The organism is Hungatella sp., assembly GCF_046966825.1.
Map to the genome: position 1 here is coordinate 1 of NZ_JBKVCZ010000046.1, position 17,451 is coordinate 17,451.

A 17,451-nucleotide genomic window follows, 5' to 3' on the forward strand; every position below is an offset into this window, starting at 1 on the left:
ACCATGCGTCATACGTTCCCACATCGGTGTCCAGCGCATCATAGCCGTACTGCACCAGCAGCTTCGCAGTCTCCAGGCCCTCCTCGATATCGCGGCCCTTCTCCTCAAACGTTTCTCCCGGCAGAGCGCCTTCCCGCCAGTCCTTAATCATACTCTTTAAGCTGAAACGCAGCACCACGGGAAAATCCTGTCCGCACCGGGACTTGATCTCTTCCACCACTTCCCGGGCGAACCGCAGCCTGTTTTCCAGTGATCCCCCATACTCGTCCGTCCTCTGGTTGAACATGGAAATGGCAAACTGGTCCAGCAGATAGCCCTCGTGAACCGCATGAATCTCCACGCCGTCAAAACCGCCCCTTTTCGCATGATACGCCCCGTCGCCGAATGACTTTACAATGCTGTGGATTTCCTCCTTCGTAAGCGGCCTGCAGATTTTATCCAGCCACCGGTGCGGAATCGCGGACGGAGCGACCGGCGGAAACTCTCCGAGATTCGTCGGTATTGTCACCCTTCCGAAGCCGGCCGACATCATGAGAAATATCTTGCTTCCGTAGGCATGAACCCGCTCCGTCATCTCCTTCGATGTCCGGATAAAATGAACCGGATTGTACGTGGAATTGGGGCAGTTTGGCATACTCTGGGTCTCAACCTCACAGTCCGAAAAGGTTACTCCCGTGATAATCAGACCTGTGCCGCCCTTGGCGCGTTCCGTGTAATAGTCGATTCCCCTCTGATTAAAGCCGCCCTCAGCGTCAGCCAGTCCCAGCGGACCCATGGGGGCCAGGGCAAAACGGTTTTTCAATGTGACCGATCCTATTTTGACCGGTGTAAACAGATTCTTGTACTTCATGGCACCCTCCTGTTATTTTTATAACGATATTATACCGTTTCATACAGGACAGGCGCTATCAACAATTGCTTGATGGCTGTCAATACTTTTTTTATTCCTCCGGGAAATCCGCAGACTGGCTCCGCAGAAAATCCTCCAGCGCCCGGATCACCGAATACCAGCCGTTATTCTCCTTATAAACGCCGTACACTTCCCATCTCAGCCTCTCCCGGAAGGGAATGGCCCTCATATGGTCCATGCGGAAATGCTCCGCGGCAAAATCAGGCACCACCGCAAGCCCCGTCTTCTGCCTGCACAGCTGGTACTGAAAGTTTGCATCTGCAGTTTTGGCAGCAATAAGCGGCTTAAATCCCCTGACCTCGCAGGCCTCCAGAAAATCGTGGTACATATGAAAGTACTCGTTCATCAGGATCAGTTTTTCACCACGGACCATATCAATGGTGACCTCTTCCAGATCATAGAAGGGGTGGCCTTCGTAAACCAGAAGACAGACTCTGCATCCGGCCAGACGCCTGTTTTTTACGCCGTCTTTTCCCACGCTCCAACGACGAAACCGTATTCGATGGTGGAATCCTTCAGCCGCTCCTTCACCTCCTGATTCGAGTACTCACACCATTCCACGGAAATCTCAGGATTCTCATCGATAAATTTCTGAATCACCGGAAAAGAAAGTACGTTAAATACTCCGCAGGCACAGCCAATGCGGAGCAGTCGTTTTTCATTTTTCAGCTGTTGGATACTGTTGCGGATTTCCTCGAACTCCCGAATCAGGATACCCGCCCTCTCATGGAGCAGTTCTGCGCTCTCCGTCGGCCTCACACCCTGTTTCGTCCGTTCAAAGAGCACCGTATCCAGCTCGCTCTCCAGCATCTTAATATTGCGGCTCAGGCCCTGAGGCGTGATAAACAGCTTCTGTGCCGCCTGGTTGATGCCGCGTTCCTCATAGACCGCCTCAAAGCTCTTTAAATCCTTGACATTCATACCATTCTCCCGGGAGCCGTCTTCCCTATACCCCGTTTCGGGCGCAGATATCCTTCAGGCAGCATTTTTCACAGAATGGCTTCGTCCTGGCTGTACAGACATCTCTGCCATGGAATACGAGGCGGTGACAGAAATCACTGCCCTCCTCCGGCGGAATCAGCTTCCACAAAGCCATCTCCACCTTTTTCGGGTCCTTTAAATCCTCCACCAGTCCCATACGGTTTACCAGACGGATACAGTGGGTATCAGTGACGATGGCCGGTTTGCCGAACACATCGCCCATAATCAGGTTCGCGCTCTTTCTCCCCACTCCGGGAAGCTTTAAGAGTGCATCGAAATCGTCGGGAACTCTGCCGTCATACTGTTCCTTCAGGATCTTCATGCACGCGCTGATATCCTTTGCTTTGCTGTGCCCCAGGCCGCAGGGCTTCACGATCTTTTCGATGTCTTCCACTTCGGCCCCTGCCAGCGCCTCCACGTCCGGATACTCTGCATATAAATCCTGTACAACCACATTTACCCTGGCATCGGTACACTGGGCCGCCAGGCGCACGCTCACAAGGAGCTTCCAGGCCTCATCGTAATCCAGTGTACAACCAACGTCAGGGTATTCTTCTTTTAGGCGCCTGATAATTTCAAGCGCAAGCTTTTCTTTTGTCATAGCCGTCTCCTCCAATCCTGTAATCATATTATCATTGATTGGGGAAGACGGCAAGTGGCAGTGCATCGTTTACAGCATCTGGCTGAACTCAACCTTTTCCCGGTTCGGTCCCAGAATGGTGAAAAAGCGGACGCCATTTGCCCAGAAGGGCAGAAACTGGATCTCCTCGTCAAGCATGGGGTATCCCGCTTCTTTGATCTCTGCAAATACTGCTTCAATATCCGTCACATCGAGAGCCACGTGATCCACCGCACCGTTCCTCTCCGCCGCCTGATGGTTCTCATACGTCTCGATTACAAGACTGCCGCATCTCAAAAAAGCAACTCTCTCCCCAGCCGCTTCATTTACCGTTTCAAATGCAATCTCAAACCCCAGTTCATGGTAAAATGCCACCGTCTTCTCTATATCATTCGTCGGGATGCCAATATGCTGGAGTCCCGTTATGTACTGTGCTGCCATTTTATCTTCCTCTCCCCTGTATCATGATCCACAGCTCCGTCTATTCTTCCGCGTTACGATTCTGCCACATTGATAATCACCTTCATGGTGCTCTCCCGGTTCTCATCGATATACCGGTATGCCTCCAGATAGTCCCTGAATGCGAAATGTTTGGAGATCAGCGGCGCCAGCACCACCTTTTTTTCCTTTACCAGACGGATCGCATCGAGATAGTCCTCATTTCGGTACATCATACTGGTATTCAAGTCCAGCTCATGGTCATTTAAGACAGCCAGATCAATCTGGGCGGTTCCCGCAAATACCGCCACCAGGATGATGGTGCTTCCCTTGCGCGCATATTGAATGGCCTGTCCCATCGTAATATTATTGCCCGCGCAGTCGTAGATGACGTCAGCCTTATCCGGCCCGAAATTCTCCACCATGGCCTCGCCGAAATTCTTCGTCTTCGTATTGATGCAGAAATCCGCGCCGCATTCCTTCGCCTTTTCCAGCCTCAAATCGCTGACATCCGTAATCATGACTCTCTCCGCACCCAGGCCCTTCGCCGTCTGGGCCACCAGGATTCCGATCGGTCCCGCTCCCAGGACTGCGATCTTAGCGCCTTCCACATTTCCGGCACGCTTCACCGCGTGAACCGCCACCGCCAATGGTTCAATCATGGCGCCCTCGTCAAAGCTCATCTCCTCCGGAAGCGGCGTCACCTTGGCCGCGTCGACAGCGAAGTAATCGGATGCCACACCGGTCGTCTGAAATCCCATTACCTTCAGTTCTTCGCAGAGATTGTATTTGCCATGACGGCACGGATAACATTTTCCGCAGACCACCTGCGGCTGGATCGTCACATTCTGCCCCGCCTTCCATCCTTTTACACCGCTTCCGAGCTTCTCGATCTCCCCCGATACTTCGTGTCCCTGAGTGACCGGATAGCTGGTAAACGGATGCTCGCCATGGTAGACATGGATGTCCGATCCGCACACGCCGATCTTTCTGATCTTAACCAGTACCTGATTCTCTTCCGGCTCCGGAACCGGCACCTCCCGAAACTCAATTTCCCCCGGAGCAGTCATTACCTGCTGCAGCATCATACATGTACCCTCTTTCTACATTTTGGTTTGTACAATAACATAAATACTTTTATATATCTTTTTATTAAAGTATTTATATTATTGCACAAACCAGGGAACTTGTCAATCCTGTATGTCACCTTAAATCTGCTATTTGTTTATAAATATAATCCGGCTCACCGGACAGAAAGCAGTCCAGACCAAATTCTTCTTTTGCCAGGATGCGGATATTCATAGTCTAAACGATTACTTACAGACGCATAAATTCCCTGTGCCATTACCATTTAGTAAAGTCACAGGGAATTTGATTTTCACTTATACAGGATTCGATACTCCGTCCTTTTTCAACAGCCTGTCCGTAAAATGTTTCAATCCACGCTCGATAATTTCACAAAGTGCGACTACATCTTGTAGATGCACGACCTGACTTCATGTCAGTGGGGGATACCGATTTCTCTCCGCCCACCACTGACGTTAAGCTTGTTTTTGGCGTTTCATCCCTCCACCTGTAGAGGTGAGGAAATTCTTGCTTGTTCTGTTAAAGAACTGCACAAAAGGCCCAAGTCCCAAAGCGGATACCAGCGTTCCCAGGCCGACAATTCCACCTGCCGCGAAGCACACCACCGCGCAGAACGCATCACAGGCCATACGGCACCAGAAGTAGGAGATCTTTTTCTGCTTTCTGCACATAATCAGCGCAAGGCTGTCATACGGCGCCACACCCACATCGGAGGTCTGGTATAAAGAGAGCCCGAAACTGCAGATCACCACTCCGATGAATACGGTCAATAGCTTCTGCCACAGCATCGAAGGCATTCCAAGGGTCACCTCCCATATTCCGAAAAAGAAGGTAACGATGTATCCCAGAAGCAGCGCGTTCACCGCAGTGCCCAGGCCGATCAGCTCCCGGCCCATGGTAATCTCAGCAATAAAAATCACAAGATTCACCAGGATAAGGAAAAACGCATACTGAATGCCGGTGCAGTCCGACAGGGCCATTACCATGCCGCTGAAGGGGTCGTTGCCCAGTCCTGAAAGTTTAAAAATGCTGATTCCCATTCCCGTAAAAATATTACCGATGATCATGATGACGGCCCGCCTGCGGTCCAGTTTCTTAAAGTAATCTCTTATCATTTTATGAAGGGGTCCTTTCTCCTCAGTTTGCGCGTTTCGCGGCTGGTTTTTCAAGCCTGTACCACCAAAAACTGCGCTCCTGCCCCATCATACCATCCTTTTACAGAACATGCCATAACAACCTTTAAAAATTTGTGGTGTTCTCACTCAATCAATCGCCAGGCCGCCGGTGGCAATGCAACGCTTATACCACTCGAAGGAATCCTTTTTATACCGTCGGTTTGTCCCCTCTCCCGCGTCGCCGCGGTCCACGTAGACCACACCGTAACGCTTGCTCATCTCGATGGTTCCGCAGGAAACAATATCGATAATTCCCCACATCGTATATCCCAGCAGCTCCACGCCGTCATCCAGCGCCTCCGCCATCTGCTTTACGTGTTCCCTCAGATAGGCAATGCGGTAGCTGTCATGCACCGACTCCCCTTCCAGGATATCCACGGCGCCCAGGCCATTTTCCGCAATAAACAGCGGGAGCTGGTACCGGTCGTACATTTCATTCAAGGAGATCCGGATTCCTAATGGATCGATCTGCCAGCCCCACGCACTGGTCTCCAGATAAGGATTTTTCTTGCCTGAGAGCAGATTTCCGCTGGTAATTTCGTAATTCGGATCGTTGGAAGATATCATGGACATATAGTAGCTGAAGGATAGAAAATCTACCGTATTATCCCGCAGGATTTCCTCGTCTCCGGGCTCTGTCTCTATGGAAACGCCCATTTCCCGGAGCATGCGCTTCGCATAGGCCGGATACCGCCCCCGCGCCATTACATCTGTATAGAAATAATTCTTATAATTTTCGTCCAGTATGGTCTGCATGACATCCTCCGGCCTGCAGGTGGCCGGATAAGAGGTAAACCGGGCAATCATACCTCCAACCATGGATCCCGGAAGTATTTCATGAGCTGTCTTAACCGCCATCGCATTGGCCAGCAGCTGATGATGGGTGCACTGGAAAATGGTCTGTTCGTAATGCTCTTCCTGATCCTTAATAATGCAGCAGCCGTTCCACGGGTTAAATCTGGAGCAGTTGATCTCATTAAACGGAAGCCAGTAATCTACCAGCGCTCCCAGACGTTCGTACAGAGTTTTACAGTACTTCACATAAAAATCAATGGTCTTCCGGTTCTTCCATCCGCCATACTTCGTCACTAAGTTCACTGGAATATTGTAATGCAGGATGGTTGCAAATACTTTCATGCCGCGTTTATGGCATTCGGTGAATAAATCTGTATAAAACTGAATCCCCTCTTCATTCGGCGTCTCATCGTCGCCGTTTGGATAAATCCTGGCCCAGTTGATGGAGGTGCGGAACAGCTTAAGCCCCAGTTCTTCCATCAATGCCAGATCTTCTTTATAATGGTGGTAAAAATCAATTCCGCGCCGGAAGGGATAATGTTCCGTCTCCCCGGTCTGGAGCGCCGCAAGGAAACGCTCTCCCGTCATGTTAATGTTGCGGTTTTCCTGTCTTTTTTCCCAATCCCAGCCCGCGTCAAAATATCTTAAATCCTGTGTATCAATGCCCTTTCCTCCCTCGTTCCAGGCACCATCCGCCTGGGAAGCTGCAATGGCACCGCCCCAGAGAAAATCCTTGTAAAATCCGCTCATGTTCTCATTCTCCTTTTTGCCGTACTCCTATTGTCCTATTTCCTTTAAAATACTTCGGTCTTTCCTGACCAGCGCATAGGTAATCACAAAGGTTGCCGCAAATGTGGCTGCCACTCCGATCAGAGCGAAGACGAAGTTCATTCCGTTATCCGGATCTATAAAAATGGCGATCGAGGTGAGGCCAGTAGGGCCGAACACAATCCGCTTCACTCCCGCGATGCCGCAGATGATTCCGCCGATGAGCCCGCCAAGGATAGACGCGTAAAGGGGTTTCTTAAGCCGAAGATTAACACCGTAGAGCGCAGGCTCTGTGGTACCGAGAATGGCGCTGACACCAGTGGAAGTCGCAAGGGATTTGAAATCTTTGTCCTTTGCCAGCACCGCTACCGCAAGAGCGGCCGCGCCCTGGGCAATATTGGCCACCAGGAAGCCCGGTCCCAGCATATCGTATCCAAAGGCCTGAATTGCGGCCAAAGCAAGGGGTATGGTAACCGCATAGTGCATCCCCAGCATGATGACGATGGGACCAAATGCGCCGAAGAAGATCGGGAGGAACCACGGAGCATTTACCTGCACGATGGATAATCCGCCTTCCAGCACTTTTCCGCATAAATTGCCAAGAGGACCGACGATACAGAAGGTGAGAGGCGTCATGATGATCAGGGTCAAAAGCGGCTTAAAGAAGAACCGGATAACCTTGGGAGACAGCTTTTCCGCCAGCTTCTGCACCCAGGAGGCCACATAAATGACGAGTATGACCGGCAGTACCGTGGATGTATATTTCGCCAGATTGACCGGCAGCAATCCAAACATGCGGACGGCCTCACCCGCGTCAATCAGGGACAGATACGTTGGGTGTACCATGCATAAACCGATCGTGAGACCAACCATCGGGTCCACACCGAATTTCACGGAGGACGTGTAAGCCAGAATCACAGGCATAAAATAGAACGGAGCATCGCCTACCATGCTGAACATCTGATACGTCTGTCCGGAGGCGTCCATGAGCCCCGTCATGGTCAGAATTACGAGCACCACCTTAATCATGGCGGCTCCTGTGATCGCCGCAATCGCCGGTGTAAACAGGCTGGAGATGATGTCCATGGCCTTTGCCATTTTCCCGCTGCCGTTTCCGCTCCCGCCATTCTTTAAGTCTGCCTGCTCCACGATTTCCACACTTCCGCCTTCCAGCCCGGTCATATGAAGCAGATTGTCATAAACGTGATTTACATCGGTCCCAATGATGACCTGATACTGTCCGCCTGTGAACATGGCGCCCATGACACCCTTAACTTTCTTTAACTCTTCCGCCTGAAAGGCCTCTCCATCCGCCAGTGAAAAGCGCAGTCTGGTGGCACAGTGTACCAGCGAAAGGATATTCTCTTTTCCTCCGATCAGTGGCAAAATCTCCGCCGCAGTTTTTTTATAATCCATACTGATATCCTCCTTGTAAATGTAATCTTTACGCTTGCATACACGGCCATGTATTGTTATAATCCATGTAGATCATGGTTCATGATCTCATTATAAAAGTCTTCAGCCGGAAAAACAATGATATTTAGTCAGAAGGCTACTGGCAAAATGTAAGATTGTGAGGTGAGGAAATGGATTTACAGGAACTGGATACCCTGTTTCGGACCAGAACACGGCGCGAGCAGTATTATCTGGAGCATCAGGGCGCTCCCAGCCCTTCCTACCGTACCATGGAGCACCGGCAGATCGACGGTAAGGACGTGCTTTATTTCAGGCTGCCCGCATTAAAAGAAGCGGAAATCCTCATTCGAAAGGATTCCCGCTTTACTGACGTACCGTATTATATTCACTCCAATTTAAATATGAATTACATTTATTCCGGAAAATGTGATTACGTGATCAACAGCCGTTCCGTCACGCTCCATCAGGGCGACGTGGTGATCTTCGACAAGGATGTGGTCCGCCGCAAACAGTATGCGGGTGAAGAGGATATTGTCATCAACATCAGCATGAGCAATGAGTTCTTCAACAACAGCTTCCTGCGCCGGATCGGCGAACAGAGTATCATCTCCAACTTCATGCTGCACGTGCTTTCCGACCACAGCGATACCCATAATCATTATCTGGTCTTCCGGACCAACCACGAGACGTTAATCTCCACGCTCTTCTGCCAGCTGTTCACCGAATATTACGGCAGCCGCATCTATGGCAAAGAGATGATTCAGGGGTATTTACACTTAATCTTCGTCGAGCTGCTTCGTCTATACCAGGAGGACAAGGACAACCAGCTTGTTCAAATTTCCTCCGGACAGATGTCCTGCACCCTCGAGATCCTTCATTACATCGAGGAACACTACAAGGACTGTACACTCGCTCAACTGTCCGCCGCCTTTGGCTATCATCCCAAATATATTTCCGCCCTTTTAAAGAAGCAGACCGGAAAAACCTTTAAGGAGACGCAGCTGGATCAGAGGCTGAAGGCAGCTGCCGCGCTCCTCATTGATACCGATGATTCGATACAATCCATCTGCCATAAAGTCGGCGCGTCCAATCAGAACTTTTTTTATAAAAGCTTCGAGGCCGCTTACCGCATGTCTCCGGGCGATTACCGGAAGAAAAACACCGAACCGGTACTTCCGCGGCAGCTTCTTACACCGCCTGCGGAGTCTCATCCTCCAGAATCTTAGAAAGCGCTGTTCCGCTGCTGGTATGGCAGCGGACCACGCGGGTGGCGCCGTCATCGATGCCGTCCAGGGCACATTTTACCATCTTGTGGGAAACCGTGTTGGTAAACAGGACCAGCAGGTCCGGACATCCGATCTTCTTATCCATGTTGGTGCTCATCTGGGTAAAGACCTTTGCCTTGCATTTGAATTCCTTGCATATCTTCTTGTACTGGCTCACCATACGGTCGTGGCCGCCGATAATCACTACGCTCATTTATAATACCTCCAGTTCTCTATCGTGCTGTCTGTAATTCACAGCCTGCCGGGTTTTACACCATTACTGTTTCCTCCGGCTCTTCAGTTTATTTGGTTAGTTATAACTAACTACATTTTACCAGCTATTACAACATTTGTCCATAGCCGTTCTTGAGAACATTTCTTAATAGATGGGAAATGGAAAAAAAGAGTCACACCGCTTTTCGTGGTATGACTCTTTTAAACCGTTTTCTATTGTTTCTGTTCCAGTAAATTGGTCATGCTTTTCAGACTGACCATGAGCGTCGATGTATTATGAAGCAGCGCGGAAGTAGCCGGCGCCAGGATTCCGTTGACACCCAGCAGGATCAGGCCCAAATTAAATCCGATCACAAACCGGTAATTTCTGTTTACACGGACCATCAGCGCGTTGCTGATTCGTTTCAGTGTCACCAGTTGATCCAGTGCGTCCTCCGAAATGGTGATATCCGCGATTTCCCTGGCGATCTCCGCCCCCTCGCTGATGGCGATTCCCACATCGGCGGCTGATAAGGCAGGGGAATCGTTGATACCGTCACCGACCATGATGACTTTCCTGCCTGCGGCTCTCTCTGCCTCCACGAAACTGGCCTTGTCCTCCGGAAGTACTTCGGAGTAATACTCGTCCACGCCCACCTTCTGCGCGATGGCCTTTGCAGTCCGGTCACTGTCTCCCGTCATCATAACGATCTTGGAGAGTCCCAGTGCTCTCAGCTGACTGACCACTGAGGCGGCCTCCTCCCGCAGGGGATCGATAATGCAGATCACCGCGGCGAGGCGCCCTCCAACCGCCATGTAGAGATGGGAATACTCCGGTGGAAGGCTCTCGTACTGTTCTCTTCCGTCTTCCGGAATCACGCTCCCCTCATCCTCGAAGACAAAGTGGTGACTGCCGATAATCACCCGTTCCCCTCCGATATAGGAGGCGATTCCGTGGGCTACAATATAGTCCACCTTCGAGTGCATTTCCTCGTGGGTTAAACCTCTCCGGACGGACTCCTGAATGACCGCGTTCGCCATGGAATGGGGGAAATGTTCCTCCAGGCAGGCTGCAATCCGGAGCATCTCATCCTCGTCCCGCCCCTCGAAGGTCACGACGCCGGCCACCACCGGCCTGGCCTTCGTGAGAGTACCAGTCTTATCAAATACGATGGTATCTGCCTCCGCCAATGACTCCAGATAGACGCCGCCTTTGACTGTAACCCGGTAGCTTCCCGCCTCCCGCATGGCGGAAAGCACGGACAGCGGCATGGCCAGCTTCAGCGCACAGGAGAAGTCTACCATCAGGATCGAGATCGCCTTCGTCACATTCCGTGTGAGCAGCCAGGTGAGCACCGTGCCGCCCAGACTCCAGGGAACCAGTGCATCGGCCATGGCGGCCGCCTTTCCTTCCACATTGGATTTCAGCTTCTCGGAGTCCTCAATCATCTTGACGATCCGCTCGAATCTGGTGGATCCGGCCGCCTTCTTCACACAGATGGTGATGCTCCCTTCCTCCACTGCGGTTCCCGCGTATACGTATGTATCCGGTTCCTTCTTCACCGGTATGGATTCACCGGTCATGGAGGCCTGATTAACCATGGCTTCGCCGGTCACGACAATTCCGTCCAGCGGAATCACGCTGCCCACATGTACTGTCACGAGGTCTCCCTCGCGGATTCGGGAGACCGGAACCAGAACCTCCGTACCGTCCACATTCTGCCATACCTTCTCGATGTTCAGGGACATGCTTCTCGCCAGATCTCCCACCGATTTCTTGTGGGTCCATTCCTCCAAAAGCTCCCCGATCCCCAGCAGAAACATCACGGAACCGGCCGTATTGAAATCCAGTCTTGCGATCGACACCGTGATAGCGGTGGCATCCAGAACCTCAACCGTCAGCTTTCCCTTCAGGAGACAGCGAAGGCCCTATACGATATAGCCAGCGGACTTCACCGCCGTATACACAGCCCGAAACGGCACAGGCAGAAATACCTTTGTAAACGCCCTCACAACGACCCGCTGGATCAGTTTTTCCTTGTATTCCCGGTTCAGCGCCCGGCCGCTGTCCTTCGGGACCAGCTCACAGAGTGACTCGTCCTGAAAGGAAAAACGCCTGATCTCCCCGATGATGACCGGCCGCAGGCCGTCCTCATAGAGAATCGCCGCATCCGCGGTCCTCTCATAGACCTTCACCTCCTTCACACCCGGAATGAGGCTCAGGGCACAGCAGAACAGATCTGCCTCTCTCAGAGTCAGCTGACGCCGATCGAGATGGATCCGAAGCCGACCCTTTATCTCGTGTTTCACTATAAATCTCATGTCTTTGTCTCCTGTCCTGTGTTTCTACAGCTCTTCAAAAAGGAACGCCTGAGGAAAATTCCATCAGGCGGTCTCTGAAACCATCTCTTCGCTCTCGTCTTCAAAGGCTTCATCCGCTCTCTGGCGGTTGATCTCCTTCGCCTCAGCCAGAATATCGTCTGCGTTCTCCTGGATCGAAGTGGCAGTTGTCATCACGCAGTCCTTCGCGCGCAGTCCGGCGGCCAGACAGTTGATGTAAAACTTCTTCGCATCTTTACTCGCCAGAATTTTAACGCCGGCTGTACCGAATAAAACACCTCCTGCAAAGATTCCGATTTTTTTCATTTTGAAGCAGTCCAACATTTCTTTATCCTCCTGTTTTTCTTATTTATGCTTGTAACCCGTATAAAAAACCATCGCCAGGCAGAACAGCATTGCCCAGGCCCAAAACCTGTGTTTTTTCATCTTCAGTCACTCCTTATATAAACGTTTTACTAGAAATTTACCCGGTTAGTCAACGCCAACAGACCTTATTGAGAAATTGAGTCATTTACCGGTGTGATCCGGTAAACAGTGTATCCCGCGTCCTTGACAGTCTCCTTTAACACGGCGTCGCTAAGCTCCTGTTTCATGCGGACATCTGCCTCCGCCTCCATTAAATTCACGCGGGCATAGACGCCCTCCAGGGAATTTAATGCATTCTCCACCCGGATCGCGCAGTTGCCGCAGGACATCCCGTCCACCTTCAAAACCCGGCGGTGCGGATAGTGGGTGAGATCCTTATCACTTACCTTTATTTTCTTCACCGCAGCCTCGCCCGAACCTCCGCAGCAGCCGGTGGTCAGCCTCTTTCTGTAGCTTCTTATCGCCAGAACCCCTGCCATGATAAGGACCAGGCATATAATCGCTGTCGCCATATGTGCTCCTTCCTTTCTTCCAATTTCTTCTATTAGTTGTAACTAACTATAGATTAGTACCTGCTAACTGAATTGTCAATAATTTTTTTCATATTCTTATTTTGACCTTTTTCCCCGGCTATGATAAACTATTTGTATCACGCATTCTGATACTTTAACCGCAGGGAGGTAAACGAACATTGAAGATGAACGAATCATCCGAAAACTATCTTGAAACCATACTGATTCTTAGCAATAGAAAGCCGCACGTCCGTTCCATCGATATCGCCAATGAACTGGATTTCTCCAAGCCGAGTGTCAGCGTCGCCATGCGCAACCTCCGCGAAAATGGTTATATTCTGGTGGATCAGGATGGCTATATCACCCTGACAGATTCCGGGAAACAGGTTGCTGAGACCATGTATGAGCGCCATACGATGCTTTCCAACTGGCTGATGTATCTGGGAGTCGATGAAAAAACCGCGGCGGAAGACGCCTGCCGGATCGAGCATGTGGTGAGCGCAAAAAGCTTTCAGGCTATCAAGGATCACGTGACAAAAGGAAATGGAATTGGAAAAATAGGAAAACAGGCGGTCCGGGAGGAAACCTTTTCTCCAGACCGCCTGTTTTTTCTGTTAGTTTGTATTCTGTTCCGTTTCCTGCTAAAGCCGGCTCATACCTGAATCCGTCTCGCCACATCTTCACCGATCGCAAGGCGCACGTTATCCCGTCCGATGATGATTCCGTCTTTTCCCTGCTGGAAAACACGGATATCGCTTCCCTCTCTGATCCCGTATCCCTTTAGAAATTCCAGAATCTGGGGAGCACCGAACATCCATTTGATCGTATAGTCGTCTCCCGCCTTTGCCTGTGCCAGTGACTGCATAGCTGCACCCCCATTTCCACATCACGCGCTGCGTGTTTTCGTTCTATGCGCTTTGAAACTATCCGCCTCTTTTTACTCCTAGTGTAACCATTTTGGCGTCGGTTAGTCAATGGCAATGCGGGTTAGGCACTTTTAATCTTTTTATATTTGACGTGAAAGTCCGTCGATGCTCCAGCCTGCCGCTTTTTCGCGGATATCCACGTAATCTCTGTAGATTCCCTTCTCCTTCATCAGCGCTTCATGCGTTCCTCTCTGCACCACACGGCCATCGTCGATCACCAGGATCTGACCGGCGGCTCTGATAGTATTTAGCCGGTGGGCGATTACCAGAAGAGTCTTCCCTTTTACCAGCTCTGAAATCGCCTCCTGGATGAAGCGTTCATTATCGGCATCCACGCTTGCAGTCGCCTCATCGAGAATCACCACAGGAGCATCCTTTAAGATGCAGCGCGCAATGGAAATCCGCTGTTTTTCCCCTCCGGAAAGACTCGTGCCGCCCTCCCCGATCACGGTGTCAAAGCCCTCCGGAAGCGCCATGATAAAATCATAGCATCTGGCCTTCCTCGCCGCCTCATACACCTCTTCTTTCGACGCATCCGTCTTTCCCATGCTGATATTCTGGTAAATTGTATCCTGAAAGAGATATACTCTCTGGAACACCACGCTGATATGATCCATCAGCTCCGCCAGCGGCACGTCGCGGATATCTTCTCCTCTCATCCGGATGCATCCGGATTTCACGTCCCAGAAACGGGCCAGCAGGTTGGCTGCCGTCGATTTTCCGCCGCCGCTGGGTCCAACCAGGGCTGTCATTGTATTCGGCTGTATCTGAAAAGTGACGTCCTTTAAAACCTCCTTCTCGTGATAGGCAAAGGTAACGTGATCGAACGCTATCTCCGCCTTGTGATTCCGCTCCGGAATGTGCTTTTTCCCCTCATCCGGCAGTTCTTTCTCCGCGCAGACGCTTTCAATCCGGTCAAGACAGCTGTTCATGACCGTGAGCCGCGTTGCCTCGCCGTACAGCGCCTTCAGCGGGCCGAATAAATCAAACACAAACAGAAGCAGTCCCATAAGGTACAGAATGGTCAGGGAACCGGTCTGCTGCAGATAGATGGACACACCGAACAACAGCGCCATTCCGCAGGCATAAATCAGGTTGAGCCCCCTCTGCCACGGCGTCATCGCTTCCTCAAATCCCAGTGATTTGTCTCTCGACCACTTGAAATTATTGGAAAGCTCTGCGGATTTCTCCCAACAAATTATAGCTTTTGATGATGGCTATCCCCTCCGTAAAGGAGAGCACGGCGTCCGTAAGCTTCTCGCTCTGCTCCTGTCTGCCGGCGGCTTCCTTCATGGAGATCCGGTTCATTTTTCCGGCTGTGACCATCGCTGTCACGGTCACGAGCAGGCCGATGATTCCCAGCCGCACATCGAGGTAGAAAAGAAATACCGCCATGAGAGCTGCAGAAAACGCGTAGCTCATCATATTGGCAATGGAACTCATGGCGATCTCTTCCACAAAGATCATGTCCGTAGTCAGAACCGAGCTGATCTTTCCGATATTCCCCGCCGTAAAGTACCCCATGGGCAGCTTCCGCAAATGAGCGCCCAGCGCCATCCGCTGCTCCGCAAACATCATATATCCGGCCCCACTCTGCAGCCGGTCGCTCATCAGCTGAAAAAATGCTTCCAGAAGCACGGACACACACAGCACAGCAGCAGCGGTCACACAATCTGCGGCCGTAATTGCGCCGGTATAAAACCGGGACAGCATGAGAAATGCCACGCAGAGAGGCATTTTCGACAGAATCGCCTTCAGAACGGAAAACAGGAAGGCGGTCTCAATTCTGCCCCTGTATTTTCCTGACAGCTTTAATATTCTCTGAAATAATGGAACCATTACCGTTCCTCCTTTCCGCCCGATACACGCCACTCTGCACTCTCCATGGAAGCGTTCCAGAGTTTCCGGTACTCTTCGCTGGCTTTCAAAAGCTCGTCATGGGTTCCCCTGGCTGCAATTCTGCCTTCCGCCATCACGCAGATCTGATCGGCATTTTTCACAGAGGATAAACGGTGGGCGATGACCAGAAGCGTCTTTCCCTTTACCACCTGGGAGATGGCGGCCTCCATCTTCTCCTCATTTTCCGGATCCGTAAATGCGGTCGCCTCATCGAGGACTACGACGGGTGCATTCTTTAAAATGGCTCTAGCCAGCGCTATTCTCTGCCTCTGGCCTCCCGACAGCTGTTTTCCTCCGTCTCCGGCCATCGTGTAAATTCCATCGGGGAGTTTTTCGATAAATTCCATACACTGGGCCTTTGCCGCAGCCTCAAGCACCTCTTCGTCGGTGGCTGTAAGACGGCCGATCCTGATATTTTCAAGCAAAGAGGTGTTGAATAAATACTGTTCCTGGGCCACGTAAGAGATTCTGGCGTTTAAGGCTTCCAGGCTCATTTCGCAGATATCCTGGCCGCCTATGGTGATCTTTCCTTCCCCCACATCGTAATAGTGAACCAGCAGCTTCGCCAGCGTGCTCTTGCCCGAACCGGATTCTCCCACAAGGGCTGTCTTCTGACCTTCCCTCACCGTCAGGCTGACGTCGCGGATCACGGATTTCTCCTCGTAGCCGAAGGTCACACGGCCGAACACCACGGTATTGTCCGCGCCGTGCCATCCATCGGCGGTCTGTCTTAGGGGCTCCGCCCCCAGCATTTGCTCCAGTGCATTCAGCTTATAATTGATCTGCGGCAGCGAGGGAAGAAAGCTCAATGCCCTGGAAGCGGAATTCCCAGGCTTAAGGACAGGCACATCACCAGAATAAAATCCGGCAGAGAGGAATATCCCTTCAGCACAAACCAGGACCCCAGAGGCAGCGTCACAATCAGCGTGCACGGCAGAATACTGTTATAGGCCGCCATCCACGGCCAGCAGGCCTTATACCAGTCGAGGGTCAGATTCCGGTAGGCCAGCACATCTCTCTGGAACCGTTCATAGGATACGCCATCCCTGTTGAACACCTTCACCACCTCCATGCCGTTTATGTACTCGATAATGGTGTTGTTCATGACCTTGCCGGCCTCATAGTAACTCACCATCCCGTTCTGACCAATGCGGTACATGACCATCATGGCCAGGAAACCCACAGGCAGGGATGCGAGGGACATAAGCGCCAGCTTCCAGTCCACAAAGAACAGAGCTGTGTAAACCACGACCGGAATCACCGTGTTGGCAAAGCCCTCCGGCAGAGCGTGGGCCAGAAGCATCTCCATGCTCTCCACGTCATCTACGAACAGGCGCTTGATACTCCCCGTCCCTTTCTCCTGAATCACCCCCAACGGCAGCTTCTCCATACGGTTCTGAAGAGAAATGCGGATTCTCATCAGGATGTTGTAGGCGGCTTCATGGGACAGGGACAGTCCCTTCACATACAGGCAGGCATGCAGCACCAGGCACACCAGCACGCCGGCTATCCGGACCGCCGCATAGGACAAGTCCATGGGTTCTCCCTCAATCAGCGGCGCGATGATCTGGCAGGCAAAGATAAACGGGAGGACACTCATGAACACTCCCAGCAGGATGACCGCAGAAGCCAGAAAGGTCGTCTTTTTGTAGGGCCCCGCGTACTCTAAAATCTTTTGAAACATATCCGATACCACTCCTTTCAACAGTAACTCCTGTCATGCCGGACTCTCCGGTATGAAA

The 17,451-nt window shown here is 51.5% G+C and carries 13 protein-coding genes and 5 pseudogenes; 2 read left to right on the plus strand and 16 right to left on the minus strand.

Annotated features, from left to right (window positions below):
• The 9 genes and pseudogenes from ACLTD4_RS15390 to ACLTD4_RS15430 form a co-directional block, all read right to left on the minus strand.
• Nucleotides 1-850: pseudogene (locus ACLTD4_RS15390) on the minus strand (2-enoate reductase); the annotation flags it as partial.
• A 91-nt stretch (nucleotides 851-941) separates the two neighbouring features.
• Nucleotides 942-1,388: a LysR family transcriptional regulator substrate-binding protein gene (locus ACLTD4_RS15395; protein ID WP_412331405.1), complete on the minus strand. Its 447-nt coding sequence runs from the start codon at nucleotides 1,386-1,388 to the stop codon at nucleotides 942-944.
• Nucleotides 1,370-1,831 (minus strand): LysR family transcriptional regulator, encoded by a 462-nt coding sequence (locus ACLTD4_RS15400; protein ID WP_412331406.1) that lies wholly within the window; start codon nucleotides 1,829-1,831, stop codon nucleotides 1,370-1,372. Before ACLTD4_RS15400 ends, ACLTD4_RS15395 begins: the two co-directional genes overlap by 19 nt.
• 25 nt (nucleotides 1,832-1,856) lie before the next feature.
• Nucleotides 1,857-2,492 (minus strand): endonuclease III domain-containing protein, encoded by a 636-nt coding sequence (locus tag ACLTD4_RS15405; RefSeq protein WP_002600565.1) that lies wholly within the window; start codon nucleotides 2,490-2,492, stop codon nucleotides 1,857-1,859.
• 69 nt (nucleotides 2,493-2,561) lie between these two features.
• Complete coding sequence (locus tag ACLTD4_RS15410) at nucleotides 2,562-2,951, minus strand: VOC family protein (RefSeq protein ID WP_117621728.1); 390 nt, start codon at nucleotides 2,949-2,951, stop codon at nucleotides 2,562-2,564.
• A gap of 53 nt (nucleotides 2,952-3,004) precedes the next feature.
• Entirely contained in the window at nucleotides 3,005-4,033 is a 1,029-nt protein-coding gene (locus ACLTD4_RS15415) for a zinc-dependent alcohol dehydrogenase (RefSeq protein ID WP_117621848.1), read from the minus strand.
• 456 nt (nucleotides 4,034-4,489) lie between these two features.
• The gene (locus ACLTD4_RS15420; RefSeq protein WP_117621729.1) at nucleotides 4,490-5,149 is read right to left on the minus strand and encodes a YczE/YyaS/YitT family protein; all 660 of its coding nucleotides are present in this window, start codon (nucleotides 5,147-5,149) and stop codon (nucleotides 4,490-4,492) included.
• Nucleotides 5,150-5,296: 147 nt separating this feature from the next.
• Nucleotides 5,297-6,754 (minus strand): family 1 glycosylhydrolase, encoded by a 1,458-nt coding sequence (locus ACLTD4_RS15425; RefSeq protein ID WP_117621730.1) that lies wholly within the window; start codon nucleotides 6,752-6,754, stop codon nucleotides 5,297-5,299.
• A gap of 27 nt (nucleotides 6,755-6,781) precedes the next feature.
• Nucleotides 6,782-8,188: a PTS transporter subunit EIIC gene (locus tag ACLTD4_RS15430; RefSeq protein ID WP_117621731.1), complete on the minus strand. Its 1,407-nt coding sequence runs from the start codon at nucleotides 8,186-8,188 to the stop codon at nucleotides 6,782-6,784.
• 170 nt (nucleotides 8,189-8,358) lie between these two features.
• On the opposite strand from ACLTD4_RS15430, the gene ACLTD4_RS15435 reads away from it, so the two are divergent.
• The gene (locus ACLTD4_RS15435) at nucleotides 8,359-9,414 is read left to right on the plus strand and encodes an AraC family transcriptional regulator (RefSeq protein ID WP_055660590.1); all 1,056 of its coding nucleotides are present in this window, start codon (nucleotides 8,359-8,361) and stop codon (nucleotides 9,412-9,414) included.
• Here the strand turns inward: ACLTD4_RS15435 and ACLTD4_RS15440 are convergent.
• From ACLTD4_RS15440 to ACLTD4_RS15455, 4 genes and pseudogenes are all read right to left on the minus strand, one after another.
• A complete protein-coding gene (locus ACLTD4_RS15440) occupies nucleotides 9,377-9,667 on the minus strand; it encodes a DUF2325 domain-containing protein (protein WP_002600569.1) in 291 nt (96 codons plus the stop codon). The two genes, ACLTD4_RS15435 and ACLTD4_RS15440, sit on opposite strands and share 38 nt — an antisense overlap.
• Before the next feature lie 233 nt (nucleotides 9,668-9,900).
• Nucleotides 9,901-11,988: pseudogene (locus ACLTD4_RS15445) on the minus strand (heavy metal translocating P-type ATPase).
• A gap of 63 nt (nucleotides 11,989-12,051) precedes the next feature.
• Nucleotides 12,052-12,330 carry a DUF6110 family protein gene (locus ACLTD4_RS15450; RefSeq protein ID WP_002600571.1) on the minus strand — a complete coding sequence of 93 codons (279 nt, stop codon included), beginning with the start codon at nucleotides 12,328-12,330 and terminating at the stop codon, nucleotides 12,052-12,054.
• A gap of 167 nt (nucleotides 12,331-12,497) precedes the next feature.
• A complete protein-coding gene (locus ACLTD4_RS15455; RefSeq protein WP_117621733.1) occupies nucleotides 12,498-12,884 on the minus strand; it encodes a heavy-metal-associated domain-containing protein in 387 nt (128 codons plus the stop codon).
• Between the two features lie 179 nt (nucleotides 12,885-13,063).
• Between ACLTD4_RS15455 and ACLTD4_RS15460 the strand changes: the two are divergent.
• Nucleotides 13,064-13,429: pseudogene (locus tag ACLTD4_RS15460) on the plus strand (metal-dependent transcriptional regulator); the annotation flags it as partial.
• A 107-nt stretch (nucleotides 13,430-13,536) separates the two neighbouring features.
• Here the strand turns inward: ACLTD4_RS15460 and ACLTD4_RS15465 are convergent.
• The 3 genes and pseudogenes from ACLTD4_RS15465 to ACLTD4_RS15475 all read right to left on the minus strand — a co-directional run bounded on the left by ACLTD4_RS15465 (nucleotide 13,537) and on the right by ACLTD4_RS15475 (nucleotide 17,393).
• Nucleotides 13,537-13,749: a FeoA family protein gene (locus ACLTD4_RS15465; protein WP_055660586.1), complete on the minus strand. Its 213-nt coding sequence runs from the start codon at nucleotides 13,747-13,749 to the stop codon at nucleotides 13,537-13,539.
• 141 nt (nucleotides 13,750-13,890) lie between these two features.
• A pseudogene (locus tag ACLTD4_RS15470) lies at nucleotides 13,891-15,649 on the minus strand (ABC transporter ATP-binding protein).
• A pseudogene (locus ACLTD4_RS15475) lies at nucleotides 15,649-17,393 on the minus strand (ABC transporter ATP-binding protein). Before ACLTD4_RS15475 ends, ACLTD4_RS15470 begins: the two co-directional pseudogenes overlap by 1 nt.
• Nucleotides 17,394-17,451 lie beyond the last annotated feature (58 nt).

What these genes read in the sequence shown, in the direction of transcription:
- ACLTD4_RS15400 (WP_412331406.1), bottom strand. Translation starts at nt 1,831, where the DNA reads ATGAATGTCAAGGATTTAAAGAGCTTTGAGGCGGTCTATGAGGAACGC.
- ACLTD4_RS15405 (WP_002600565.1), bottom strand. Translation starts at nt 2,492, where the DNA reads ATGACAAAAGAAAAGCTTGCGCTTGAAATTATCAGGCGCCTAAAAGAA.
- ACLTD4_RS15410 (WP_117621728.1), bottom strand. Translation starts at nt 2,951, where the DNA reads ATGGCAGCACAGTACATAACGGGACTCCAGCATATTGGCATCCCGACG.
- ACLTD4_RS15415 (WP_117621848.1), bottom strand. Translation starts at nt 4,033, where the DNA reads ATGCTGCAGCAGGTAATGACTGCTCCGGGGGAAATTGAGTTTCGGGAG.
- ACLTD4_RS15420 (WP_117621729.1), bottom strand. Translation starts at nt 5,149, where the DNA reads ATGATAAGAGATTACTTTAAGAAACTGGACCGCAGGCGGGCCGTCATC.
- ACLTD4_RS15425 (WP_117621730.1), bottom strand. Translation starts at nt 6,754, where the DNA reads ATGAGCGGATTTTACAAGGATTTTCTCTGGGGCGGTGCCATTGCAGCT.
- ACLTD4_RS15430 (WP_117621731.1), bottom strand. Translation starts at nt 8,188, where the DNA reads ATGGATTATAAAAAAACTGCGGCGGAGATTTTGCCACTGATCGGAGGA.
- ACLTD4_RS15435 (WP_055660590.1), top strand. Translation starts at nt 8,359, where the DNA reads ATGGATTTACAGGAACTGGATACCCTGTTTCGGACCAGAACACGGCGC.
- ACLTD4_RS15440 (WP_002600569.1), bottom strand. Translation starts at nt 9,667, where the DNA reads ATGAGCGTAGTGATTATCGGCGGCCACGACCGTATGGTGAGCCAGTAC.
- ACLTD4_RS15450 (WP_002600571.1), bottom strand. Translation starts at nt 12,330, where the DNA reads ATGTTGGACTGCTTCAAAATGAAAAAAATCGGAATCTTTGCAGGAGGT.
- ACLTD4_RS15455 (WP_117621733.1), bottom strand. Translation starts at nt 12,884, where the DNA reads ATGGCGACAGCGATTATATGCCTGGTCCTTATCATGGCAGGGGTTCTG.
- ACLTD4_RS15465 (WP_055660586.1), bottom strand. Translation starts at nt 13,749, where the DNA reads ATGCAGTCACTGGCACAGGCAAAGGCGGGAGACGACTATACGATCAAA.